Here is a 23297-nt window from a genome sequence, read left to right on the forward strand (position 1 = left end):
GTAGGTCGCGTTTTCGATGAGTGTGTCAGTACGGCTAATCTCGGGCTCGATCGCCAATGGGGCGTTCCTCGCCGGCAATATCCTGATCCAGGTGATCGGCGTGCCGATCATGCTCGGCTGGTGGTCGGCGCAGCAGTTCGGGCTCTGGATCCTGCTGCAGACGCTCCATTCCCTGTCTGTCGTCTTCGACCTCGGTCATCAGAACTACCTCGGTTACGAGTTCCAACGTCTCGCCACCAGGGACGCCGTCAGGCGCGACTTCGCCTCGTCCATCCCCATCGCCCTTCTCCTTGGAAGCGCGCTCCTGTGCTTCTGGACGGCTGTGCCGACCTTCGGACTGGCCGACACGGTGTTCGGTGAGTTCGTTCCTGCAGAGCTGATGGACGAGCTTACAGCCTCGATGATCGTCTATGCGCTCACCTGGCTCGTGACCAGCTCCGTGGGCGGCATCCTCGGCCGGGCGCTCGTCCCCTTCGGCTATTACGCGAGAATGGCGTGGTGGCGGTTTGCGCTGCTGGTCGTCGTCAACCTCGCGGCCCTCGCGGCAGTCCTTTCCGGCGGTAACGTCCTCGACGCCGTGATCCTCTCGTCAGTCGCCAACGTGGCCGTCAATATCGCCATTCATATCGACTGTTTTCGCCTCTGGCGGCGCGAAGAAATCGGCTTTGCAGTGCCGGATCTGCGCAGGGGCTGGTCGAACCTCGTGCGGAGCCTGTTCGTGTCGCTCCGCGAATTGCTTGCAATCGGAAACCAGCAGGGCATCCGGCTGCTGATCGCGCCGCTCGCCGGCGTTGGCCTTCTCGGTGCGTTCAGTGCGACCCGGACGCTGTCGAATATCGCGACGCAGGGTATCAACGCTCTGGCAGCCCCGGTCGAACCCGAGCTTCTGCATTATCTGAGGGACCGGCAGAACGAGCCGGCGGAAGCCGCGGTCACTCTAAGCTGGATTTTCGTGCTGGTCGTCATCGGGCCCTCCTGCATTCTGCTCCAGTGGGTGGCGCCGGGCCTTTTCCTGTGGTGGACCCGCGGCAACCTCCACCTGGACCCGCTGCTGTTTGGCTCGCTCTGCGCTTGCATCATCGTCTACGGTTTCGCCCAGCCGCTGGTTCCGGTCGTCCGGGGAACCAATACCCTGCTGCCGCAGGTCGTCGCGAGCGGCATGTCCCTGCTGATCACGGTGATCGGTTGTTATCTGACCTTGAGCCGATGGGGGCTGCCGGGCGCCGGCTTGTCGCTTCTGGCGGCCGAGATCGCCGGTTTTCTGATCTACGCGGCGGCCGCCGGCGCCGTGCTCCGAAAGCTGCGGTTGCGCATACCAATCCATGCCTTCGCCGCATCCGTTTGCGGCGGCATCTCGGCCATCGTCGGACTGTTCGCCCTTGCGGTCTGGCCTCAATCGGGCGGCTGGGCATCCATTCCGGCCGCGATGGGCTCGCTGCTGGCGGCGCGGATGGCCTATCGGTCCTTGCCAGCCAGCCTGCGGATCACTCTCTCGCATCATTTTCCAAACCTCGCCCGGAAGCGTGCCGCTCTTGCGGGAGACGGGCCATGATGGGGAGCGGAGAGCCGGCGGGCGGCGATGCGGTATTCGGCAGGTGCTCGGTACACCGGCAAGCTCGCGGCAATTCCCGCTGCGTCACCCACGCGCGCTGGAGCGTAGCGATTGCAGTCCTGCTCTGTACGGCAATCCAGTTGGTCATATCGCCCGATGCGGCCAACATGTTCAGTGCCGTTTCAGCCGGACTGATCGGCATCCTGGTATTGTCCTACTGCACCAAGCCGAGACGGATCGAAGGGTGCCCGATCTCGACGCTGATGGTGCTCGGCTTTCAGGTCCATTCGAGCCTGGCCGCCCTGATCGTCCAGACATTCGCCTGGAAACCGCTCACCTTCAACCTCGAAGCACCGGCAACCACCTTTTCCGTCCTGGCACTTCTGCAGTTATGGGCGGTGGCGCTGCACTGGTTCTATACGCAGTCGCGGGTCATGCAGGCGATCACCGTCACGATCCGTCGAAAAATCTTGACGCCGCTCGGCCTCTATCTCGCCCCGACAAACCGGCAGTTATGGTGGATGGGGCTGCTCGGATCGTTCGCCTCCTGGTATACGCATGCCGACCGCTGGGGCGAGGACAATTTCGGCGATATCGCCTTCAAGCTGCTCGCCGGCCTGTCACACCTCTCGGTCGCCCCCTTCCTGATCCCGGTTGCCGGCTACCTCATCGACCCGCCTGACCGGAAACGCTCGGTCAACTGGCTCGCGCTGGCCGCCTACTGCGCCCTGGCCCTCTATATCGCGCTGGCGCGCAACAGCCGCGGCGTTTTCGCGGTTGCCGTCCTGACCGTGTTGATCTGTCTCTTCGTCGCGCTGGTGATCGGGCGCTTCATCCTGACCAGGCGGCGGATGATCTGGCTCGCGGTCGCCGTCCTGCTCAGCCCCATCCCGGCCGGCATCCTCTCGGATCTCGCGACCGCCATGGTCATCGCCCGTGACGAACGTTCCGAAATCTCGTCGCAAGATCTCGTCTTATCGACCATCGGCACATATTTCGACGGCGAGGCGCTGCTGTCCCGGCGGGAGATGGAGCGGATATCGACCGGGGGCGGCTATAACGAAATCTACATCGACAACCCGCTTCTGGCGCGATTCGTATCCACCAAATACATCGATCGGAACGTCGCGCTCGGGCTTTCGCTGTCGCAGACCGGCGAAGGGCTTGCGCGTGAGAACGCCATCAAGCAGCTGTTGTTGCTGTTTCCGACGCCGGTTCTGAACCTTTTCGCGCCGGAACTGGATAAATCCGGCAACGCCTTCTCGTCCGGCGATTATTACAACTTTCTCGTCAACGGCGATGAACTGGGAGGTTACCGCACCGGCTCGTCGGTCGCGGATGGCTTCATTGTCCTCGGCGCTTTTTATCTGGTCGTGTTCGCCATCTTCGCCCTCGCGAATTTCACTGTCGGCGACGCGCTCGCGATCCGGATACGGAACGGACATGTGCTGTTTTCGGCTCTGGCCTGCATCTGCATCGTCCGCTTCTTCATGAACGGCCTCATGGACGAATCCGTCGCGGTCCAGGCCGGCAACCTCGTCCGCGCGCTGCCGCAGATCGTACTGCTCTACGTCCTGATGTTCTGGCTGACGAGGGGCGTGAGGCTGAGATGAGGCTCCTCTATGTCGGCGCAGAATCGGGGACCAGCCTGCAGCGGGCAACGGCGTTCAGGCGCATCGGGGTCGATGTTCTGCACCTGTCGCCCTATTCCCACCTGCCGCCCCATTGGGCGCTGTGGCTGAACAGGACCGGCGGCCTCGGCATCGATCGCCTCGTGGCAAACGGGCTCGGCAGGCGGATCGGCGACCGGCGCCTCGATCTCGCCCTGGTGGATTGCGGCGACGTGGTCGGACCGGCCGCCCTGGACGTCATCCGCAAGACGGCACCGATCATCGTCAACTACAACGCCGACAATCCCTATCTGGACCCGTCTCCGGAGCGCTTCCGCTGGAGCATCCTTCACCGCGCCCTTCCGCACTACGATCTGGTCGTCACCGTGCGCCGTGACGGCATCGAGGCGATGATGGCGAGGAGAGGTGCAAGGCGGATCGACACGATCTGGCAGTGTGCGGACGAGGTCGTGCACCGCCCTCTCTCGCCACCGCTGGAGGAGAAGGGACGCGGGTCGTCCGATGTCATATTCGTCGGGACATGGATGCCAGGACGCGGCGCCTTTATGGCGCGGCTGATCGAGAAGGGCGTGCCGCTGACGATCCACGGCCCGCGCTGGAACAGAGCGCCGGAATACCGGCTGCTCCGCCGGGTTATCGGATCCGGTTATCTTGAAGGGCCCGACTATACCCGGGAAGTTGCCGGCGCGAAGATCGCTCTGGTTCTGCTGAACGGCCAAAATGCCGATCTGCACACGACGCGCTCCGCCGAGATTCCCGCCATCGGCACGGCCATGTGCGCTCCCCGCACTCCGCATCATCAACAGCTTTACAGGGAGGGTGAGGAAGCCGTCTTCTTCGACGGAGCCGATGACTGCGCAGAGGCTTGCAAACGGCTTCTGGCGGACGACGGCCGGCGCCAAACGATCGCCGATGCCGGGCACCGGCGGACGTTCGTCAACGGGACCTACAACGAGGTCCTGGCCCGCCGGATCGTCGAGCAGGCCGCTGAGATAACGCAAGGCGGCGCGCGATGAGGAAGGCGGAGGCTCACAATCGCGGCATTCTGTTCCTGGCCCTGGACACCTATGGCCGGATAGGCGGTATCCAGAGCTTCAATCGAAGAGTTGTCGCTGCCCTGGCGGAGATTTCCGCCGACAAGGGCTGGAAGCGGCCGGTCGTACATATCATGCGCGATGGTCCTGCCGACATTCCGGAAACCACGTCGGCCGCAATCCGCGCCTTCGGCTCTCGGCGCCTCGCCTTCATCCTTCGCTCCGCTACCGCTTGCCGTGACTGCCGCATCCTGTTTCTCGGGCATATCAACCTTCTGCCCGTCGGGCTCATCTGCAAGCTGGTCGCTCCGAGGATCAAACTCGTGCTTTTCGTCCATGGCGACGAGGTCTGGAACGACCCTGCCTATCGCCGCATGCGGTTTTATGAACCGCTCATGGCGAGAGCGCTCAATCGCATCGCCTCCGTCAGCGCCTTCACTGCAAACCGGATGCGCAAGGCGTTCACGCTTCCCGCCGAGACGTTCAGGCTCTTTCCGAACGCAGTCGACGACATCGACCGGCAGCCCGGAAAGAGCGGGCGCAACATTCTGACGGTCGCTCGGCTGGATCGGCATGACCGTGGCAAGAATATCGACGCCCTGATCAAGGCGGTGGCTCTGCTCAAGCGCCGGAATGTGGAGTGCATCCTCCAGGTCGTCGGCGAGGGGCCGCTCAAGCCGGAACTGGCGTCGTTGGCCCGTGAGCTTGCGGTCGAAGACAGGGTCGAATTCCTGGGCCGCGTATCGGATGCAGGCCTGGCCGGGATCTACGCCCAGGCCTCTCTTTTCGCGATGCCCTCGTCCAAGGAAGGCTTTGGGATCGTTTTCCTGGAAGCCTGGCTGCACGGCCTGCCGGTGATCTGCGGCACCGAGGATGCCGCGGCGGAGATCGTTCGCGAGGGTATCGACGGGTTTGCCGTGAACCCGTGGGATATCGAAACGCTTGCCGGGAAAATGGCGGTGCTTCTCGCCCTTCCGGACATGGCAGCGGCAATGGGAGAGGCGGGGGCGGAAAAAGTCCGCTCCGGCTATCTCATGGAACATTTCAAGGGAAATCTCGGAAAAATCATCGCGGAGCTGCCATGAGGGTCCTCAACATCATTGCGAGCGCCGATCCCGAAACCGGAGGCCCGATCGAAGCGCTGCGGCTGACCGGCCTGCAAATGGCGCGTCTGGGCCATGCGGTGGAAGTCGTCACGCTCGACAAGCCTTCGGCGCCTCATGCGGGAGAGTTTCCCTTTCCCGTTCATGCCTGCGGAGGGTGGACCCGGAGATACGGTTACACGCCGGACTTGGCACGCTGGATCGCCGCGAACGCCCATCGTTTCGATGCCGCGGTCATCCACGGGCTGTGGAACCATGCTTGCGTCGGCGGATGGCTGGCCCTGCGGCGGGCAGGCCTGCCTTATGTCGTCTTCGCCCACGGCATGATGGATCCATGGTTCCGCGAAACCCATCCCCTCAAACACATTGCCAAGCAGGCGTTCTGGCTTGCCTGGCAGGGCAGGGTTCTCCGGGATGCAGCGGCGGTGCTCTTCACCTGCGAAGAAGAGCGCCGCCGGGCGCGCGGCATTTTCCGGGGGCATGGTTACACGGAGCGTGTCGTCGCCTTCGGCACCGCCGATCCGCCAGCCGGCGTGGAGAGCCAGCTTGCCGCATTCCACCGGCTTCTGCCGGAATTGAAGGGCAGGCGGTTCCTGCTGTTCCTCAGCCGTTTCCACGCAAAGAAGGGCTGCGATCTTCTTGTTGAAGCCTTCGCGAAGATCGCCGCGATCCAGCCTGATATCGACCTGGTGATGGTCGGACCGGATCAATCCGGGCTGAGGCCGAAACTGCTGGCGCAAGCCGTGAAGGCAGGCATGAGCGATCGTATTCATTGGTCGGGCATGCTGGCAGGTGATGCAAAGTGGGGTGCCTTCCGGGCCGCCGAGGCCTTTGTCCTGCCGTCGCATCAGGAGAATTTCGGCATCGTCGTCGCGGAAGCCATGGCCTGCGAAACGCCGGTCCTGCTGACCGACAAGGTCAATATTTGGCGTGAAGTGAAGGCGAGCGGCGGCGGCCTTGTCGGTGCCGACACAGCGGAGGGCATCGAAAGCCTGCTCCGGTCATGGTTCTCGCTCTCCGACGACGGCAAAAGCGCCATGCGCGCCCAGGCCCGCGCGGGCTTCGAACGGCATTTCCGCATCGAGGCGGCGGCGCGCGATCTCATCGCCATTCTGCACTCCATCTCCGCACGAGGCCTTGATGAAGCCGCTTGACGCGAAGGCGTCCAATCCTCGGCTGGGAGCCCCAAGTTTTCCGGCGCGACATCGGTTGTTCCGGCTCGCTTGGAACCTCGTCTGGAACCTTTTCGGCCGCTGGACGCCGGTGCCACTGTTTGCCTGGCGCCGGTTCCTGCTGCGCCGTTTCGGAGCCCGGATCGACCGCAGGGCGCGGATCTATCCCGGCGTCGAGGTCTGGTATCCGCCGAACCTTGCCATGAGCGCGTATTCCTGTCTCGGAAGGGATGTGACCTGCTACTGCATGGACCGCATCGAACTTGGCATCCACGCAACAGTCTCCCAGGGCGCACATCTGTGCACCGGCACGCATGATGTCGATCACGCCGATTTCCAGCTCGTCACCATGCCGATCGTGGTCGGCGCGAATGCCTGGATCGCCGCGGAAGCATTCGTCGGACCGGGCGTCACCGTCGGGGAGGGGGCCGTGCTCGGCGCCCGCGCCGTCACGTTTCGCAATCTCGAACCTTGGACGATCTATGCCGGCAATCCCGCCCGGAAACTGCGGCGGCGCTTTGAGCAGGACGGGCCCGACATCTTTCCAGCGCGATTGAACTCCTGATCGGGATACGTCCTCGAATGGCCAGCCTCGCCGTCCTCATCCTCACCTATAACGAAGAGCTCCATATCGCTCGCGCGCTGAAAAGCGTCGCGCCATTCGCCTCGCAGGTCTTCGTCATCGATTGTTTCTCCACCGACAAGACGGTCGAGATCGCCCGGTCGTTGGGTGCAACCGTGCTTAGCAACCCGTGGATCAATTATTCCAAGCAGTTCCAATGGGGGCTCGACAATCTGCCGATCGCCGCCGATTGGATCATGCGGCTCGACGCGGATGAGGTGATCGAACCCGAACTCGCGGTCGAGATCGCCGAGAAGCTCCCCTCTCTTGCCGCCGATGTCGCAGGCGTGAACCTGAAAAGAAAACACATTTTTCTGGGACGCTGGATTCGCCATGGCGGTCGCTATCCGCTCATCCTCACCCGGATCTGGCGGCGGGGACAGGGGCGTGTCGAAGACCGCTGGATGGACGAGCACATCGTCGTGAGGGGACGTACGGTGCTCTTCAATGCGCCGTTTTCGGATCACAATCTCAACGATCTCGGCTTCTTCACGGGCAAGCATAACGGCTATGCAACCCGAGAGGCGGCCGACGTTCTCGGTCGGCGTTACGGGCTGTTTCCCGAAGACTTGGGGCTGTGGAGAGAAGCGTCCTCACAACAGGCAACCACCAAGCGTCGCATCAAAGAACGCATCTATAACCGACTCCCGTTCCCTGTCGCCGCGCTCGGTTTCTTCTTGTTCCGCTATGTCGGCCAGCTCGGTTTCCTCGATGGCCGCGAAGGGCTGATCTACCATGTGCTGCAAGGTTACTGGTACCGTTTCCTCGTCGGCGCGAAGGTCCTGGAATTCGACCGGTCGATCCGTTTGCTGGTGACGACAGAGGAAAAGCGCGCGGAGCTGGCAAGGCTGACCGGTCTGCCGCTGTAGCGGGGCAGGCCGGTCGAGCATGGGCAGGATTTTACGGTTACGCGACGCCTACGCTTGGAAAGGCGGCCCAGAAGAGCGTCGAGCTCGCTCCTTCGGCGGCAACCACCAGCAGGCTCTTGCCGGCATTCAACGTATAGCTGGTCTTGGCTGCCGCCTTGTTGAAGAGCTGCTCGCTGCTGGTATTGACCGTCAGATCTGCCGATCCGGAGTTGACGATATGAAACGGCAACCCCACCAGCGAGGACGCGTCCGATGAATTCGTGATCGCGGGCAGGGTACACACGAGCGCCGATGAGGCGTCGAACGTGACGAGACCAGCATCCAGTGGATGAAGTGTCGTGTTCGCAGTCTTGAGCGTCGATTTCATCCCCATCCCGAACCTGGGATAGATGAAGCTGTTGCCGCCTCTGACTTCCAGGTCACCCTGGTTTTCCCCGGCATCGCCGCGAATGTTGAATGCCGCCAACCCGTTGCGGGTCTGATCGGTCCAGAGGCCTGAAAGCATAGCATGACGACCAATTCCGCGAGCGCCGTGGAATTGGCTGGTGGCTGAAGCGTTGTCGAAATCGGTGATCGCCGTGTTGCCACTATAGAACCGGCTGAAGCCCGCGCTACGCCCGACGATGTCGGCATTCCGGTCGCCGGGCACCTCGGAAATGTTGAGGTCGCAGCCCTGCGCGTTCTCGACATAGACACCCGCCCCGGAGCCGCCCTCCGCGTCCACGCCGAGAAATCGCGAATTGGAGACGAACGCGCCCTCGTTGCGGGAACTCAGCTCGACACAGGGCATGCCCCAGGACGAGAGCGTCAGCGAGCCGCTGCCGGACGCGGTCAGGGCCGGGGAGGTGAATGCGGCTCCGATCTGGATCGTGTTGCCGCTCACCGACTGGACGATATAGGCTCGCCCCGCCGTCACCCCGTAATTGCTGCCCGTGAAAGTGATCGGCATGCGCGGACGGAACTTGGGCCCGTCCGGAACGGTAATATTCGCCGAGCCGTTCGAGAATGTCGCGTTCACCAGAAGCTCGGCCCGGTTGAAGGCGTTGTTCTGGATGCGGTCGGCATAGATCTCGTTCAGATGCGCACCACTGCCGCCCGCTTCGAACACGATGCCACGGCAGAGCCGGTTGTCCCGGCCGTCTGCGGGGATGATGTTGAAGAGCGAATCGAAGCGGCTATTTCCGGGCATCAGCGTCGAGGCCGGCAGCAGGGCGCCGTAGTACTGGCCGTTGTCACAGAGATGCGTCCAGATGCGCGAGACATCCGTATGCATGAAGTTGGCGAGGAACAGGCCCCAGTCGCCGCAGTCGCGGATGAAGAGATCGTGGATGGTGGAAAACTGCAAGCCGATATTGTTGACCGCGCCGATGCTGATCGCCCGCGTGAACCCGGTAAAACCGATATGCGCGCAATGCCAGCCGGTAATGCAGTCGTCGGTGATGCCGGCATTCGGCGAACCGAGATCGGCATCATTGGCGGCAAAAGCCGGAAACGACCCGTCGCCGGCAAGCACGGTGCCGCCGATGAAACCCCATCCGCTGTCCGGCACGGTGTCGTGGAGATAGTCGAGCACCGGCTGCACCCCCTGGTAACCAATGCCGGAGGCGACCGGGAGCGGTTCCGTGAGCGTGATTACCGCATCCGGCAGCAGAATGGTGCCCCCGCCGCCTGTCGCGACCGCCGCCGCATGCACGGCCCGGATCGCCGTCTCGGTGGCATCGGAAGGAATGTAGAGTTTCGGAATCTGGCGCGATGGCATCGTTCAGTCCTCCGGACCGGTGAGTTGGCTGATCGTGAGTTGATTGTCTTGCGCGTCGGCAAGCGCATTGCCGTCTGCATCCGTCAGGATGAACCCGTCCTCCTCGGGCGGCTCACCGCCGCCGATGGGAAAGGCGCCAGAGCCTGTCAGGGAAAGTCCGAGCTCCAGCATCATCCTCTCCCGCCGCGAACGCCGGCCATCCGGCTCCTGCCGATTCGAGCATATCCGGCGTCCGCCGCGGCGATCCCGTGTCTGAAGTGCTGTTTTCCCATGCCTGTCTCCTCGGGCTCCGAACCGCTAGGCGATTATCCGCAGGCGGCGTTTCAGGACCCGATTTTAGGAACGGGTTGAGGAGCGGGGACGAAATGACGGAAAAGATTCGATGAATGATCGATGGCACGCGGAAGCGCCCGGCAGTGAAATACCTGATATGCCTCACGGATCGGATGCTATCGAGCGGCCGGAATGGAGCGAGCCGTCGCGCTGACGGCAGATGTTCTTCCCCGCGATAGCCAGGAAAATCGAGCGGGACTGCCCATGTCCGGGCGAAAACCGGAATGCGCGGCGTTCGGATTTGGCGAAAAAGCCGAAATGACATGAGAAGAAAATTGGGAGATGGTGGGCGATGAGAGCCCAACCGTTCTCCCTTTTTCCAACGGCTTAGTGAAAAATGCAGTGTGGCAGGTCGAAGGTGACGTGTTGCAACGGCCTCGCAGGCGGCAGCGGCGGAATAGTCAGAGCCAGCGGCGAACCTCGGCCTTGTAGCGGCGGTAGTCGTCGCCGAACTTCGCTTCGAGATAGCGCTCCTCGCGGGCGATCACCTGTGTCTGGATGACGAACAGCACCAACGGGAGCAAGGCGAAGGCGATCGGCCCGTCGAAGCCGATCGCAAGGCCGGCATAGATCAGCGCCATGCCGAGATACATGGGATTGCGGGTCCACCGATAAGGACCGGTCGTTGCGATGAGGGTCGTTGGCCGCGACGGTGGAACGTTGGTGCCCAGCCGCCGGAACAGCCCCGCCGCCGCAAGCATCATCGCCGCGCCGGCAACGAACAGCAGCGCGCCCGTCGCGACCAGCAACCGCCAGTCGATTCCGAAAGAGCGCAGGGTGACGAACCGCTCCGCCGCCAGCCCCAACAGTAGCGCTCCCAGATAGACGAAGGGCGGAGGGAAGCGTACACCCGCGCTGTCCGGTTCGACGGCCATGCTCATCTCCAATCTGTGCCTTCAAACCAGCATCGACTGCTGGGCGAAGATGCCAGCCATCGCGCCTTGCCATGTGGCGGTGGTGACGGACGGGATCCCAGGATTGGCGAGATCGCCAGCGGCATAGATGCCGGGTACGCTGGTTTCGCGGCGCTCGTCGGTCTTGATAGCGATGCCGGTTGGCGTATTGACTGTGTCAAGGCCGAGTGATTCATGCAAGCTTGCGGACGGCGTGTTGCGCGGATGCGCGAACAGGATATCGACTGCGACATCCGGGCCGATATCGAGCTTGATCGTGGCATTGTGGTCCCCGTGACGGGCGATCCCGGTGATCCGGCCATCAACGACTGGTACCTTTCTGCCCGCCAGATCGGCCCGGATGTCGGGTGCGATGTCGTGACCATCGGCAAAGACCGTCAGCCTGTCGGTCCAATCGTGGAACAGCCTGACCTGATTCATCGACTGCGGGCCGGACCAGACGAGGCCCCAATGCTGGCCGGCGACTTCGAAGCCGTCACAATAGGGGCATGGGATGACGGATGTGCCCCAGCTTTCGGCAAATCCCGGAACAGCAGGCATCTTGTCGACAACGCCATAGCTCAGGATCAGGCGGCGCGCGCTAAGGGTTTCGCCATCGCCAGTGAGGACGGAGAAATTGTCGAGGGTACCTGAGATGCTGTCGGCGCGGGCATTGACCATTCTGATCGCAGGATAGCGCGCCAGTTGCTGCCGCGCCTCGGTCAGGATGGCCGATGGTGGCTTGTGATCGTGGCCGAGCACTCCGTGCGAGCGGCCTGCGAAGCGATTGCGCGGCAGGCCGGTATCGAGAACGGTGACCTTGCGGCGGGCACGGCCGAGCTGCAGAGCGGCTGCGAGGCCGGCAAAGCTGCCGCCGATGATGATGACATTATCCATGGTGGTAGACTCCGGGTTGCGGATCGAGTGCGTTGAGTTGGGCGTGGTCGCGGCCTGGGCACGGGGGACGCCGAGGGTGGAAAGCGCGGCCAGCTTCAGCAATGTTCGTCGTTGCATGGCACCCTCGTGCTGTAGGTCGGCGCATTTTGGCTTGCATATTTGTGAAACTGAATGGTATCGTAATTCGATAATAAAGATACTGTCAAGGACTGGAATTGACATGACCGAAAATAGTCGAGGCCGGCGCGGTCGGCCCGCAAACGAGGCGCTTGGCCAAACCATAGTCGACACCGCGGGCGAACTCTTTGCGGAACTGGGTTTTCAAGCGACGACATTGGACAAGGTCGCCCATCGAGCGAAGATATCCAAGCTCAGCATTTACAGGCACTTCGAGAACAAGGAGGCGCTGTTCGGCGCGGCCTTTGCTGCCCGTTGCCAGCAGTTTATACCCGAGACCCTGTTTGAAGGTATCGACGGTTCGGCCGAAGATCAGCTCATGACGGTGGGATCATCGCTGCTTCGCACGCTTCTGCGCCCGGAGGTCCGCAATGTCGAAGCCATGGTCATGGCCGACGTCACGAGCCAAAAGTCTTTGAGCAAGCTCCACTACGAAGCCGGCCCCGCCCATATCATCGCCCAGATCGAGGCCCTGTTGCGCCAGTTGCACGCGAAGGCGGTTCTGAACGTGCCCGATCCTCTCCGCTCCGCCCGCTTGTTTGCCGCGCTTTTCAAAGGATCCGATCTCCTGATTATCGCACGCTTCGATCAGGCGAGAGCAGAGGACGACGACGAGATCGAATCCTATTGCCGCTCAGCCGTCGCCATGTTCATCGCCGCGCACGGTGGCAACGACCACGCGGGCGGATAGCCCAAGACTACTTGCATGATATTCTGGATGCTCGCACTGACATCAACGCCTGCTAAGCCGGCACAAAGGGTGGTAGCGGTTACTCCGCCGGTCCGTTGCGCTGCCCAACGACAATAGTCGCCGTTAGGGCCATTGGGCCAAATATGATCCGCGACCTCTTGTGGGGCCGGTTGACTTACCAACCCGAAGGACTACTTTTTTAGTATTCGCAAACATATCCGCGCGAGGATGACGGTGGATGATGTGGCGATTGGGCAACCTTGAGGAGGATGAGGTTTGCCATGACCTATCGTGTTGTTCTGTTGATCGGCGCGTCCATCGTCGCCATTTCTTCGCTTGAAGCCCTAGCTCAGGAAGGTGACGCGACGGCGGGCGCCACCGTTTTCAAGAAATGCGCGACCTGTCATATCGTCGATTCCGATACGAACAAGGTCGGTCCGTCGCTGAACAAGCTGTTCGGCCGAAAGGCGGGAACGCATCCTAATTTCGCCTATTCGAGCGGGATGAAAGAGGCCGGAGACGGCGGCCTCGTCTGGGACGAGGCGGCGCTGCGCGACTATCTGCACAATCCAAAAGCGAAGGTGAAGGGCACCAAGATGGCCTTCGTCGGCGTGAAGGACGAGCAGGAGATCACCAATCTCATCGCCTATCTCAAGCAATATTCCCAGTAACCGGCCGAGAGGCCACCGACTGGACATGCCTAAATTGCAGTAATTGCCCATCTTTTCCATTCGTGCGATAATAACCCGGTATTTTTGCGGAATGCGGTTTCACGGTCGACCTGCTCAGGGAGGGGCGGAAATGGCTGTTGTGCTGATTCTCGTCTTGATTGTTGTCGGCTCCGTGCTGTTCCATGTGCTGAGCCCGTGGTGGTGGACGCCGATCGCCTCCAACTGGACCTATATCGACAGCACGCTCGTCATCACCTTCTGGATCACCGGCATCGTCTTCGTGGCGGTGGTTTCGTTCATGGCCTATTGCGTCTTTCGCTTCCGACACAAGCCAGGCAACCGCGCGGCCTACGAGCCGGAGAACCGCAGGCTGGAGGTGCTGCTGGCGGGGGGAACGGCGGTCGGCGTCGCGGCGATGCTGGCGCCCGGCCTGGTTGTTTGGAACCAGTTCATCACAGTGCCTGACGATGCCGTGCCGGTCGAGGTCGTCAGCCAGCAGTGGCTGTGGAGCTTCCGCCTGCCGGGCGCGGACGGAAAGCTCGGCCGCGCGGAGACGCGCGACGTGAGCCCCGACAATCCGCTCGGCCTGAACAAGAGCGACGCAAGCGGCCTCGACGACGTGATCATCGAGGGCGGCGAGCTACATCTGCCGATCGGCAAGCCGGTGCGCATATTGCTGCGCTCCGTCGATGTCCTCCACGATTTCTACGTGCCGGAATTCCGCGCCAAGATGGACATGATTCCCGGCATGATCACCTATTTCTGGTTCACGCCGACGCGGACGGGGACCTTCGAGATTCTCTGTGCCGAGCTCTGCGGCGTCGGCCACGGGCAAATGCGCGGGACCGTCGTCGTCGACGAAGCGGCGGACTATCAGACCTGGCTCGGACAGCAACAGACATTCACCCAGCTTATGGCGTCATCGGGAGAGCCGCCGCCGGCAAACTGAACCGGCGAAGCGGTTTCAGGCCGCATCGGCAGGAAAGGGAAGAGACATCATGGTCGAGATTCCATCCGGCAGCGCAGGCGCCATCCCCTCCGCCGAGGTCGAGGATGTCGAGCTTTATCATCCGAGAAGCTGGTGGACGAAATATGTGTTCAGCCAGGATGCCAAGATCATCGCCGTGCAATATTCGCTGACCGCCATCTCGATCGGCCTCGTGGCCCTGGTGCTCTCCTGGCTGATGCGGCTGCAGCTTGCCTTTCCCGGTTATTTCGCCTTCATCGATGCCGACCACTATTATCAGTTCATCACCATGCACGGCATGATCATGGTGATCTATCTCCTGACCGCGCTGTTCCTCGGCGGCTTCGGCAATTACCTCATTCCGCTGATGGTCGGCGCGCGAGACATGGTGTTCCCTTATGCGAACATGCTGAGCTACTGGATCTATCTGCTCGCCGTCCTGATCCTGGCCGCGGGCTTTTTCGCCCCCGGCGGTCCGACAGGGGCCGGCTGGACGCTCTATCCCCCGCAGGCCGTCCTGTCAGGTACGCCTGGCGGCAAGGACTGGGGCATCCTCCTCATGCTCACCTCGCTGATCGTCTTCATCATCGGCTTCACCATGGGCGGCCTGAACTATGTGGTGACCGTGCTGCAGGGACGCGCGCGCGGCATGACGCTGATGCGCATGCCGCTCACCGTCTGGGGCATTTTCACCGCCACCGTGATGGCGCTGCTCGCCTTCCCAGCCCTGTTCGTCGCCTGCGTCATGATGCTGTTCGACCGCCTGCTCGGCACGAGCTTCTTCATGCCTGCCATCGTCGAAATGGGCGAGCAGCTGCAGCATGGCGGCGGCAGCCCGATCCTGTTCCAGCACCTGTTCTGGTTCTTCGGGCATCCGGAAGTCTATATCGTCGCACTGCCGGCCTTCGGCATCGTTTCGGACCTCATCAGCACGCATGCACGCAAGAACATCTTCGGTTATCGCATGATGGTCTGGGCGATCGTCATCATCGGCGCGCTCAGCTTCATCGTCTGGGCGCACCACATGTATGTCAGCGGCATGAACCCGGCCTTCGGCTTCTTCTTCGCCACCACGACGTTGATCATCGCCATCCCGACGGCGATCAAGGTCTACAACTGGGTGCTGACGCTGTGGCGCGGCGACATCCACCTGACGCTGCCGATGCTCTTTGCACTCGCCTTCATCGTCACCTTCGTCAACGGCGGCCTGACGGGCCTTTTCCTCGGCAATGTCGTCGTTGACGTGCCGCTGTCGGATACGATGTTCGTCGTCGCGCATTTCCACATGGTCATGGGTGTGGCGCCGATCCTCGTCATCTTCGGGGCGATCTGTCACTGGTATCCGAAGGTGACGGGACGCATGCTGAACGAGACGCTCGGCCAGATCCATTTCTGGGTCACCTTCCTCGGTACCTATGCGATCTTCTTCCCGATGCATTACCTCGGGCTGCTCGGCGTGCCACGCCGCTATTTCGAGCTTGGAGAGACGGCCTTCGTTCCGCCTTCGGCCCATACGTTGAACATCTTCATAACAGTCATGGCGCTGATCGTCGGGGCCGCGCAGATGGTTTTCCTGTTCAACCTGGTCTGGAGCCTTTTTCGGGGAAGAGAGGCAGGCGGCAATCCATGGCGGGCAACGACGCTGGAATGGCAGACGCCACAGACGCCGCCCGCCCATGGCAACTGGGGCAAGGAGTTGCCGGTGGTCTATCGCTGGGCCTATGACTACAGCGTACCGGGAGCGGCCGAGGACTTCATACCACAGACAGTGCCGGCAAGCGGCGGCGTCACACGGGAGGTTCCGGCATGAACGTCACGCTGGCCTTCCTTGCCGTCATCGGCGCCATCATCGTCTGGTGGCTGGCCGGACAGCGGCTGACCTCGAAACCCTGGCTCGAAACCGGGTCCGTGCAGCTGCCGGATCGTCACGGCGCCGATCGGCAACAGCCGCCTGTGCCGGCGGTAAAAATCGGCCTCTTCGTGTTTCTCGGCGTCGTCGGCGCACTCTTCAGTCTTGCCGTCAGCGCCTATTTCATGCGCATGGCGTCGGCAGACTGGTGGGCCACACCTGTTCCCCGGCTGCTCTGGGTCAACACCGCAGCGCTCGCCCTGAGCAGTCTCGCATTGCAATGGGCGAGACGAGAAGCGGGCCACGGCCGCATGGAAAGCCTGCGGCCGGTACTTGCTGCCGCCTTTGCCCTGGCCGTCCTCTTTCTCGTCGGACAGGTCCAGGCATGGCGGGAACTGACGGCGGCCGGCTACGTGCTGGCCGACAATCCCGCCAACAGCTTCTTCTACATGCTCACCGGCCTGCATGGCCTGCATATCCTCGGCGGGCTCGCCGTGCTTGCTCTGACGACGGTCAGGGCATTCGCGAGCGACATTCGGCCGGACAGGCTGCGCCTCAGCGTCGATCTTTCCGCCATCTATTCGCATTTCATGCTCGTCGTCTGGCTCCTGCTCTTTGCGCTCTTTGCCGGGTGGGCGAATGATTTCGTCGATCTCTGCCGCACATTGCTGAACTAGGGGCTGAACCAAGGGAGCTCAACCAGGAGATTTGCAGATGGCACAGACTGTCGGGACACACGGCGAACCAGATCTCGGGCCGGCGGGCCTGCGCGGTGTCGCCGCCGATTTTGCGTCGGACCAGCGCGCCTTCAAGACCGCCTCGTGGGGCAAGGCGATGATGTGGATCTTTCTGCTCAGCGACACCTTCGTCTTCGGCTGTTTCCTGATCGCCTACATGACGGCCCGCATATCGACGCCGGTCGCATGGCCCAATCCGAGCGAGGTCTTCGCGCTGCATATCGGCGGCCAGGACGTGCCGCTGATCCTGATCGCAATCATGACCTTCGTGCTGATCTCGAGCAGTGGCACCATGGCGATGGCGGTCAATTTCGGCTATCGCCGCGACCGGCAAAGGACCGCGATGCTGCTGCTGCTGACGGCGCTTCTCGGGGCATGCTTCGTGGGCATGCAGGCCTTCGAGTGGACGAAGCTGATCACCGAAGGCGTGCGCCCCTGGGAAAACCCCTGGGGGGCAGCGCAGTTCGGATCGACCTTCTTCATGATCACCGGCTTTCACGGCACCCATGTCACGATCGGCGTCATCTTCCTCCTCATCGTCGCCCGTAAAGTCTGGCGGGGTGATTTCGATGAGGAACGGCGCGGCTTCTTCACCAGCCGGCGAGGCCGCTACGAGGCCGTCGAGATCATGGGCCTCTACTGGCACTTCGTCGATCTGGTCTGGGTCTTCATCTTCGCATTCTTCTATCTGTGGTGAGGTCGTCATGAACGAGACAACGGCGCATGCACACATCCAAGCTGGACAGCAGCTCCAAACCGGACAGCAGCATCCGATCCGGCTCTACCTCTTCGTCTGGGGCCTGCTCTTCGTGCTCAGCGCCCTTTCCTACATGGTCGATTACCTCGGTATTCAGGGCTATCTGAGGTGGACGCTGATCCTGCTGTTCATGATGCTGAAAGCCGGGCTGATCGTTGCCGTCTTCATGCACATGGCCTGGGAACGGCTGGCGCTCGTCTACGCCATCCTGCTGCCGCCGCTGCTGGTGTTGGTTTTCGTCGCGCTGATGGTATCGGAGGCCGATTACACGATCTTCACCCGACTCGCCTTCTTCGGCACTGCTCCCTGACGAGCAGTGCCCAATCCGGTTTCCGAGCTACCGACCGCCGCTATTCCCCATGCCGGTTTCCGGTTCAACGACCTTGCGATACAGATGCCAGGTCGCATGGCCAAGTACGGGGATCACGATAGCCAGACCGGCAAAGAACATCGCAAAACCGATGAACAGAAGCACCGCCACGATGAGCCCCCAGAGTATGAATTCCATGGGATTGACCGCGAAGGCTTTCATCGAGGTATAGACCGCCGTCGCCGCACCGGTGTCACGATCCAGAAGCAGCGGAAATGCAATGACTGTGGTGCAAAGCACGGCCAGAGCGAAGAGGAAGCCGAGGGCATTGCCGTAGAGGATCAGCTGCCAGCCCCTGCTCGTCGAGAACACCTCGTTGAAGAAGGTCATCAGCGATACCGGCCGTTCCGGCCCGAACAGGCTGACATAGAGCGACTGCGCCGTCAGAAGCCACAGGATAAAAATCACCGCCAGCATAAGCCCGATGGCAAGGATTGCCGGGACCGCCGGAGAATGCCTGATTTCGAGCGCATGCTGCCAGGAGGTGTCAAGGCCAAGCTCCCGCCGGCGACTGATTTCATAAAGACCCAGCGCCGCTATCGGACCGACCAGGGCAAAGCCTGACATGAGCGGAAACAGCAGCGGCAGCGCATTGGCACCAGATGTCCAATAGGCGAGGACCACGCCGGCTATAGGGTAGATCAGGCAGAGAAAGACGTAGTGCGACGGCTTGGTCCAGAAATCATCCAACCCCTGACGCAGCGAGTTGAAGACATCTGCCACATTGATGCGCCGCACGGTGGGATAGGCCATCTTCTTGGCGCCTCCCGCGATCACGTGAAAATGTGCCATAACAATTCCTCTCCATTCTTGTCACAGACAAAAACGACCACAACGGATGCCCGCGTGAGGAACGGCGCCATAGGACTGAACCTGCACGCTTGGAGATTATACGCCCCCGGTCGAAACTTGACCAGCGGCGCATCCTATGGCGCAGAACTGCTGCCAGCTTCCAAGCTAAGCCGGGAAGCCGTCACGCCATCTCAAGGTGCGAGGATTCCGTTCCATGCGCGACATGCGGCTCGGAAGACTTCGAATGCGGGTGGGAAGCGTTAAGTCGCCGAGCCACGATATCGTGGTTGAGCCACAGGACGGGACCGGAGGGTTCGGAAGATTCGCCAAAAATGAGCTGCCCGGTTGCCTTCACGACGAGACCGCTCAGGAGGTCGCTGATCATCGACTTGCTATCCCGATGCATCTGGGTGATCGCGTTGGACGTGCCGATGGTCAAATCGGCCTGTGCCTGGCTGTTTGCCATGGGCCATGCCGAAAAGTCATAGAACGGGCGCATGACCTCGCTGGCCTGCATGTCGGTGATCTTCCGGAACACATCCTCCATGGTTAAGCCGTCTGCCAGAAGCTGCTGGCAGGCCTGCCACTGCTCGTCTGCCCACTGGCCACCGTTTTCTTTCTTCAACGCAAGCAGCAGCGGTATCAGGGGCAGCTCGATACCCGTGAACACATCGGACGAATTGGTCCGGATTTCGGGACAGTTATAGACAGTCGCCTTGATCCCTGTCGCCCAGGCTTCCTCTGCAATGCCTTCGAGCCGCATCTTCGCATAACCCTGGGTGTAGTTGGTGTAGGTCTGCCAACGATAACTTCCGTCAATGAGGACCGCCGATCCGTGGTAACCATAGGCCGTATATCGTGTCTGACCGCCCGAAGCTTCCACGCGCTCGCGGATCGCCGCGCTGAAATCAATGAGATGGCGAAAGGTATTTGCGGAGACGTCGTCAAAATTCTGCAGGATGAGTTTCCCCAGATCACTGTCGATCAAGGTCTGCGACGACATGTGGCGGGTTCCGGTCCCCTTGTAGATTCGATTGGCGACGACCAGGAATACCTTCGCCTTCGGGATGCCTCCGGCCATTGTGTGGGCGAAGAAAACATTGCGGCCAGCGGCGATCATTCCGTCGAGAACGGCCATGACTTTTGAAAGCGACTCCGTAAAACGGGCAGTGGCGATGTCGCGGCATTGCCCGATATAGTCCCAATCGAGCTTGTCGTGTTCCCAGCTCTCAAGCGTCATCTTTGCCAGGAGATCGGTGGGAGTTGGGCCACCTGCGGCCGCATCGAGATCGAAACCCGCCATAAGCGGTATGTTGATGATCCTGCCGCCCAGCCGGGCCTCTGCCGAAGACAGTTCCTCGGCGTCGAGTGGCCGCAGCGCGTTGTTCTCGTCGCGCCGCCCGACGGTGATCCCCACGATCTCCATTCCAGCCCGCCTGGCTTCCTCGAGCAAGCCGGTGGCGTATCCGCGGCCGAACAGTTCGCCGAAGAGTACGAAAACATCGCCTTTACGGAAGACCGTGTTCTCGGAAAGACGATTCAGTGCAACCGGATTTTCCATGCTGTCAGCTCTTTGATTCGTGTGTCGTCGAGCAATGGCTCATACGAGCTTCACAAAGACATGACCGCACTTGCGCCGAATGGGAACTCATTTTCGGTGACCGTTCATTTCAAAACGTGAAGTCGGTCTCTGCCGTTCCTAGAATGCGGCGAAATGCCGAGGCCGTTGGAGATCGGCGCCGATACCGAAACGAGTCCGCTGGAAACGCTCGTCCTTCGGATGGCCCGACCTGACGCGGCCGATGACGATGTCTTTGGGCGAGCCGCTGATGACGCCTTCGACAAGTCATGGGATAGCCCTGCGTAACAGCGGAAATGGTCATCTACAAAGCGCGGCATCTTCTGACGAGCCAGGAGCATGCTGATGAGTTTTTTGAGCTTCCGGACCAGGTCCGTGCGCTTCCGTTTTTAAGGCTAGAAGGCTTGGTTTTTTTCAAGGGAATGGTGGGCGATGAGAGACTCGAACTCCCGACATCCTCGGTGTAAACGAGGCGCTCTACCAACTGAGCTAATCGCCCGTTCGCGTTTGCGGAGCCTGAAGCCCGCCGCGTCGGTGGCCGTGATCTATGCGGATCGCGGAAAAACCGCAAGGCCTTTCATGATGTTTTTTTGAAAATTTTGGGGAAGAGCCGGCTGGACGGGGGCAGGGGAAGCTAAAGCGACGGGACGTCATCCTTTTGTCTTGAAACGCGCTTGACACCCGATCCCGAACCTCTTAGTTAGCCGCTCAACCGAGCGATCGAGGTCGCCCGGTGAGGAGGTTTCGACCTCAAGAGAAATGCGCGGGTGTAGCTCAGTTGGTTAGAGTGCCGGCCTGTCACGCCGGAGGTCGCGGGTTCGAGCCCCGTCACTCGCGCCATTCTCTTCTCGAACAATCCGCTTTTTGCGCTTTTGCGTAAAGGGCGTGCCGTCAGTCGGCATTATGCGCGGGTGTAGCTCAGTCGGTTAGAGTGCCGGCCTGTCACGCCGGAGGTCGCGGGTTCGAGCCCCGTCACTCGCGCCATTTATCGCACGGAAAAGCGTATTCACTGAAAACGACCTGGCTTTCGCCGGCCTTCCTGCTCGCCGTCTTTGGTTGTCGCTGTGATACAGCCGCCGGTAATCGTTTGAAATGCTCCATTTTGGCACAGGATGCGACATTCAAAACGCTTGCGCCGCGGCTTCGGCTGCGCTAACCACGGCTTGTTGCAATGCACGTTCGCTTTGCCTGTGCATTGATATTCAGGCGTCGTCTCCCGACGCTTCAGGCAAGCTGGGATCGAATACAATGAGTGAACTCCTCACTTCCTATATCCCGATCGCGATTTTCATCGGCATTTCCCTGGTGATCGGCATCGCGCTTCTGGTTGCGCCGTTCGCCGTCGCCTTCAAGGCGCCCGATTCGGAAAAGCTGTCGGCCTACGAATGCGGCTTCAACGCCTTCGACGACGCCCGAATGAAGTTCGACATTCGATTTTACCTGGTCTCGATCCTCTTCATCATCTTCGACCTCGAAGTCGCCTTCCTTTTCCCGTGGGCGGTGTCTTTCGGCGCCATCGGCTGGTTCGGTTTCTGGTCGATGATGGTATTTTTGGCCGTTCTGACGATCGGCTTCATCTATGAATGGAAGAAAGGAGCGCTCGAATGGGAGTAGTCGACAACGGCAGCACCCTCGTCGCGCCGCAGGCCAAGGGCATTATCGATCCGAATACCGGCAAGCCCGTCGGCAGCGACGACGCGTTCTTCGGCGAGATCAACAATGAGCTCGCCGACAAGGGTTTTCTCGTCACCTCCACCGACGAACTGATCACCTGGGCCCGCACGGGCTCGCTGATGTGGATGACCTTCGGCCTTGCCTGCTGCGCGGTCGAGATGATGCAGCTTTCGATGCCGCGCTACGACGTCGAGCGCTTCGGTTTCGCGCCGCGCGCCTCGCCTCGCCAGTCGGACGTGATGATCGTCGCCGGTACGCTGACCAACAAGATGGCGCCGGCGCTCCGCAAGGTCTATGACCAGATGCCGGAGCCGCGTTACGTCATCTCGATGGGCTCCTGCGCCAATGGCGGCGGTTATTATCATTATTCCTATTCGGTGGTGCGCGGCTGCGACCGCGTCGTGCCGATCGATATCTATGTTCCGGGCTGTCCCCCCACGGCGGAGGCGCTGCTTTACGGTGTGCTTCTGCTGCAGAAGAAGATCCGGCGGACCGGCACGATCGAGCGCTGAGGGCCACAGGCCAAGGGTAATTGGACAAGATCATGAGTGAAGCCCTGAACGAGCTTTCGACCTACATTCGCGAAGCGCGCCCGTCGCTGGTGGCGGATGCGCAGGTCGCCTATTGCGAGCTGACGTTGACTGCGACTGCGGAAACCCTGCTGCCGCTGCTCACCTTCCTGCGCGACGACGTGCAGTGCGGGTTCATCAGCTTCATCGATATCTGCGGCGTCGATTATCCGGCCCGCGAAAAGCGTTTCGACGTCGTTTACCACCTTCTGTCGCCCCGCCAGAACCAGCGTATCCGCATCAAGGTCGCGACCGCCGAGGACGAGCCCGTTCCGTCGGCCTGCCCGGTCTATCCGGGCGCCGACTGGTTCGAGCGCGAAGCCTGGGACATGTACGGGATCCTCTTCACCGGCCACCCGGACCTGCGCCGCATCCTGACGGATTACGGTTTCGAGGGTCACCCGCTGCGCAAGGATTTCCCGACCACCGGTTTCGTAGAGGTTCGCTACGACGACAACGCCAAGCGCGTCGTCTACGAACCCGTGGAGCTGCGCCAGGAATTCCGCAGTTTCGATTTCTTGTCCCCGTGGGAAGGGACCGACTACGTCCTTCCCGGTGACGAAAAAGCCAAGGCCTGAGACCGACGCATCAGCGCCGGC

Annotated in this window: 23 protein-coding genes and 3 tRNA genes; 19 read left to right on the top strand and 7 right to left on the bottom strand. The window is 61.4% G+C overall.

What is annotated here, in order from left to right; translation table 11 throughout:
* Positions 1–16 precede the first annotated feature (16 nt).
* Genes ACSQ8R_RS05190 through ACSQ8R_RS05220 form a run of 7 tightly spaced genes read left to right on the top strand, consistent with a single transcriptional unit; the run spans position 17 to position 7983 of the window.
* Positions 17–1552, top strand: coding sequence for a lipopolysaccharide biosynthesis protein (locus ACSQ8R_RS05190; protein WP_436252401.1), 1536 nt, complete (start codon positions 17–19; stop codon positions 1550–1552).
* Positions 1549–3165, top strand: coding sequence for a hypothetical protein (locus ACSQ8R_RS05195; protein WP_436252402.1), 1617 nt, complete (start codon positions 1549–1551; stop codon positions 3163–3165). Before ACSQ8R_RS05190 ends, ACSQ8R_RS05195 begins: the two co-directional genes overlap by 4 nt.
* Positions 3162–4199, top strand: coding sequence for a CgeB family protein (locus tag ACSQ8R_RS05200; RefSeq protein ID WP_436252403.1), 1038 nt, complete (start codon positions 3162–3164; stop codon positions 4197–4199). The genes ACSQ8R_RS05195 and ACSQ8R_RS05200 overlap by 4 nt, the downstream gene beginning before the upstream one ends.
* Positions 4196–5302, top strand: a complete 1107-nt coding sequence (locus ACSQ8R_RS05205; protein ID WP_436252404.1) for a glycosyltransferase family 4 protein — start codon at positions 4196–4198, stop codon at positions 5300–5302. Before ACSQ8R_RS05200 ends, ACSQ8R_RS05205 begins: the two co-directional genes overlap by 4 nt.
* The gene (locus tag ACSQ8R_RS05210; RefSeq protein WP_436252405.1) at positions 5299–6474 is read left to right on the top strand and encodes a glycosyltransferase; all 1176 of its coding nucleotides are present in this window, start codon (positions 5299–5301) and stop codon (positions 6472–6474) included. The genes ACSQ8R_RS05205 and ACSQ8R_RS05210 overlap by 4 nt, the downstream gene beginning before the upstream one ends.
* Positions 6461–7057, top strand: a complete 597-nt coding sequence (locus ACSQ8R_RS05215) for a putative colanic acid biosynthesis acetyltransferase (protein WP_436252406.1) — start codon at positions 6461–6463, stop codon at positions 7055–7057. Before ACSQ8R_RS05210 ends, ACSQ8R_RS05215 begins: the two co-directional genes overlap by 14 nt.
* 17 nt (positions 7058–7074) lie before the next feature.
* Entirely contained in the window at positions 7075–7983 is a 909-nt protein-coding gene (locus tag ACSQ8R_RS05220; RefSeq protein ID WP_436252407.1) for a glycosyltransferase family 2 protein, read from the top strand.
* 37 nt (positions 7984–8020) lie between these two features.
* On the opposite strand, the gene ACSQ8R_RS05225 is transcribed toward ACSQ8R_RS05220, so the two are convergent.
* The 4 genes from ACSQ8R_RS05225 to ACSQ8R_RS05240 all read right to left on the bottom strand — a co-directional run bounded on the left by ACSQ8R_RS05225 (position 8021) and on the right by ACSQ8R_RS05240 (position 11865).
* Positions 8021–9742: a hypothetical protein gene (locus ACSQ8R_RS05225; RefSeq protein ID WP_436252408.1), complete on the bottom strand. Its 1722-nt coding sequence runs from the start codon at positions 9740–9742 to the stop codon at positions 8021–8023.
* Positions 9743–9745: 3 nt separating this feature from the next.
* Positions 9746–9916 carry a hypothetical protein gene (locus ACSQ8R_RS05230; protein ID WP_436252409.1) on the bottom strand — a complete coding sequence of 57 codons (171 nt, stop codon included), beginning with the start codon at positions 9914–9916 and terminating at the stop codon, positions 9746–9748.
* A 560-nt stretch (positions 9917–10476) separates the two neighbouring features.
* Positions 10477–10950, bottom strand: a complete 474-nt coding sequence (locus tag ACSQ8R_RS05235; RefSeq protein ID WP_436252410.1) for a methyltransferase family protein — start codon at positions 10948–10950, stop codon at positions 10477–10479.
* A 21-nt stretch (positions 10951–10971) separates the two neighbouring features.
* Complete coding sequence (locus ACSQ8R_RS05240; protein WP_436255382.1) at positions 10972–11865, bottom strand: NAD(P)/FAD-dependent oxidoreductase; 894 nt, start codon at positions 11863–11865, stop codon at positions 10972–10974.
* A 220-nt stretch (positions 11866–12085) separates the two neighbouring features.
* On the opposite strand from ACSQ8R_RS05240, the gene ACSQ8R_RS05245 reads away from it, so the two are divergent.
* The 7 genes from ACSQ8R_RS05245 to ACSQ8R_RS05275 all read left to right on the top strand — a co-directional run bounded on the left by ACSQ8R_RS05245 (position 12086) and on the right by ACSQ8R_RS05275 (position 18024).
* Entirely contained in the window at positions 12086–12733 is a 648-nt protein-coding gene (locus tag ACSQ8R_RS05245) for a TetR/AcrR family transcriptional regulator (protein ID WP_436252411.1), read from the top strand.
* A gap of 281 nt (positions 12734–13014) precedes the next feature.
* Positions 13015–13404, top strand: a complete 390-nt coding sequence (locus ACSQ8R_RS05250; RefSeq protein ID WP_436252412.1) for a c-type cytochrome — start codon at positions 13015–13017, stop codon at positions 13402–13404.
* Between the two features lie 130 nt (positions 13405–13534).
* Entirely contained in the window at positions 13535–14353 is an 819-nt protein-coding gene (locus tag ACSQ8R_RS05255; protein ID WP_436252413.1) for a cytochrome c oxidase subunit II, read from the top strand.
* A 49-nt stretch (positions 14354–14402) separates the two neighbouring features.
* Positions 14403–16181 carry a cytochrome c oxidase subunit I gene (gene ctaD, locus ACSQ8R_RS05260; RefSeq protein ID WP_436252414.1) on the top strand — a complete coding sequence of 593 codons (1779 nt, stop codon included), beginning with the start codon at positions 14403–14405 and terminating at the stop codon, positions 16179–16181.
* Positions 16178–16897 carry a cytochrome c oxidase subunit 3 gene (locus ACSQ8R_RS05265; RefSeq protein WP_436252415.1) on the top strand — a complete coding sequence of 240 codons (720 nt, stop codon included), beginning with the start codon at positions 16178–16180 and terminating at the stop codon, positions 16895–16897. The genes ctaD and ACSQ8R_RS05265 overlap by 4 nt, the downstream gene beginning before the upstream one ends.
* A gap of 37 nt (positions 16898–16934) precedes the next feature.
* Positions 16935–17654: a heme-copper oxidase subunit III family protein gene (locus ACSQ8R_RS05270; protein ID WP_436252416.1), complete on the top strand. Its 720-nt coding sequence runs from the start codon at positions 16935–16937 to the stop codon at positions 17652–17654.
* A 7-nt stretch (positions 17655–17661) separates the two neighbouring features.
* Positions 17662–18024, top strand: coding sequence for a cytochrome C oxidase subunit IV family protein (locus tag ACSQ8R_RS05275; protein WP_436252417.1), 363 nt, complete (start codon positions 17662–17664; stop codon positions 18022–18024).
* Between the two features lie 27 nt (positions 18025–18051).
* On the opposite strand, the gene ACSQ8R_RS05280 is transcribed toward ACSQ8R_RS05275, so the two are convergent.
* The 3 genes from ACSQ8R_RS05280 to ACSQ8R_RS05290 form a co-directional block, all read right to left on the bottom strand.
* Complete coding sequence (locus ACSQ8R_RS05280) at positions 18052–18876, bottom strand: DUF2189 domain-containing protein (protein WP_436252418.1); 825 nt, start codon at positions 18874–18876, stop codon at positions 18052–18054.
* A gap of 181 nt (positions 18877–19057) precedes the next feature.
* Positions 19058–20437: an enoyl ACP reductase FabMG family protein gene (locus ACSQ8R_RS05285; RefSeq protein ID WP_436252419.1), complete on the bottom strand. Its 1380-nt coding sequence runs from the start codon at positions 20435–20437 to the stop codon at positions 19058–19060.
* A 441-nt stretch (positions 20438–20878) separates the two neighbouring features.
* Positions 20879–20954: transfer RNA gene (locus ACSQ8R_RS05290), tRNA-Val, on the bottom strand.
* Between the two features lie 264 nt (positions 20955–21218).
* Here ACSQ8R_RS05290 and ACSQ8R_RS05295 point away from each other — a divergent pair.
* From ACSQ8R_RS05295 to ACSQ8R_RS05315, 5 genes are all read left to right on the top strand, one after another.
* Positions 21219–21295 (top strand) — tRNA-Asp (locus ACSQ8R_RS05295).
* 67 nt (positions 21296–21362) lie between these two features.
* Positions 21363–21439 (top strand) — tRNA-Asp (locus tag ACSQ8R_RS05300).
* Between the two features lie 264 nt (positions 21440–21703).
* On the top strand, positions 21704–22069 hold the full coding sequence (locus ACSQ8R_RS05305; RefSeq protein ID WP_436252420.1) for an NADH-quinone oxidoreductase subunit A: 366 nt from the start codon (positions 21704–21706) through the stop codon (positions 22067–22069).
* Positions 22060–22641 carry a NuoB/complex I 20 kDa subunit family protein gene (locus ACSQ8R_RS05310; RefSeq protein WP_113131585.1) on the top strand — a complete coding sequence of 194 codons (582 nt, stop codon included), beginning with the start codon at positions 22060–22062 and terminating at the stop codon, positions 22639–22641. The genes ACSQ8R_RS05305 and ACSQ8R_RS05310 overlap by 10 nt, the downstream gene beginning before the upstream one ends.
* Before the next feature lie 32 nt (positions 22642–22673).
* Positions 22674–23276, top strand: a complete 603-nt coding sequence (locus ACSQ8R_RS05315) for an NADH-quinone oxidoreductase subunit C (protein WP_436252421.1) — start codon at positions 22674–22676, stop codon at positions 23274–23276.
* Positions 23277–23297 lie beyond the last annotated feature (21 nt).

Origin of the sequence: Neorhizobium sp. LjRoot104 (genome assembly GCF_964253725.1) — a bacterium.
Taxonomy (GTDB): domain Bacteria; phylum Pseudomonadota; class Alphaproteobacteria; order Rhizobiales; family Rhizobiaceae; genus Neorhizobium.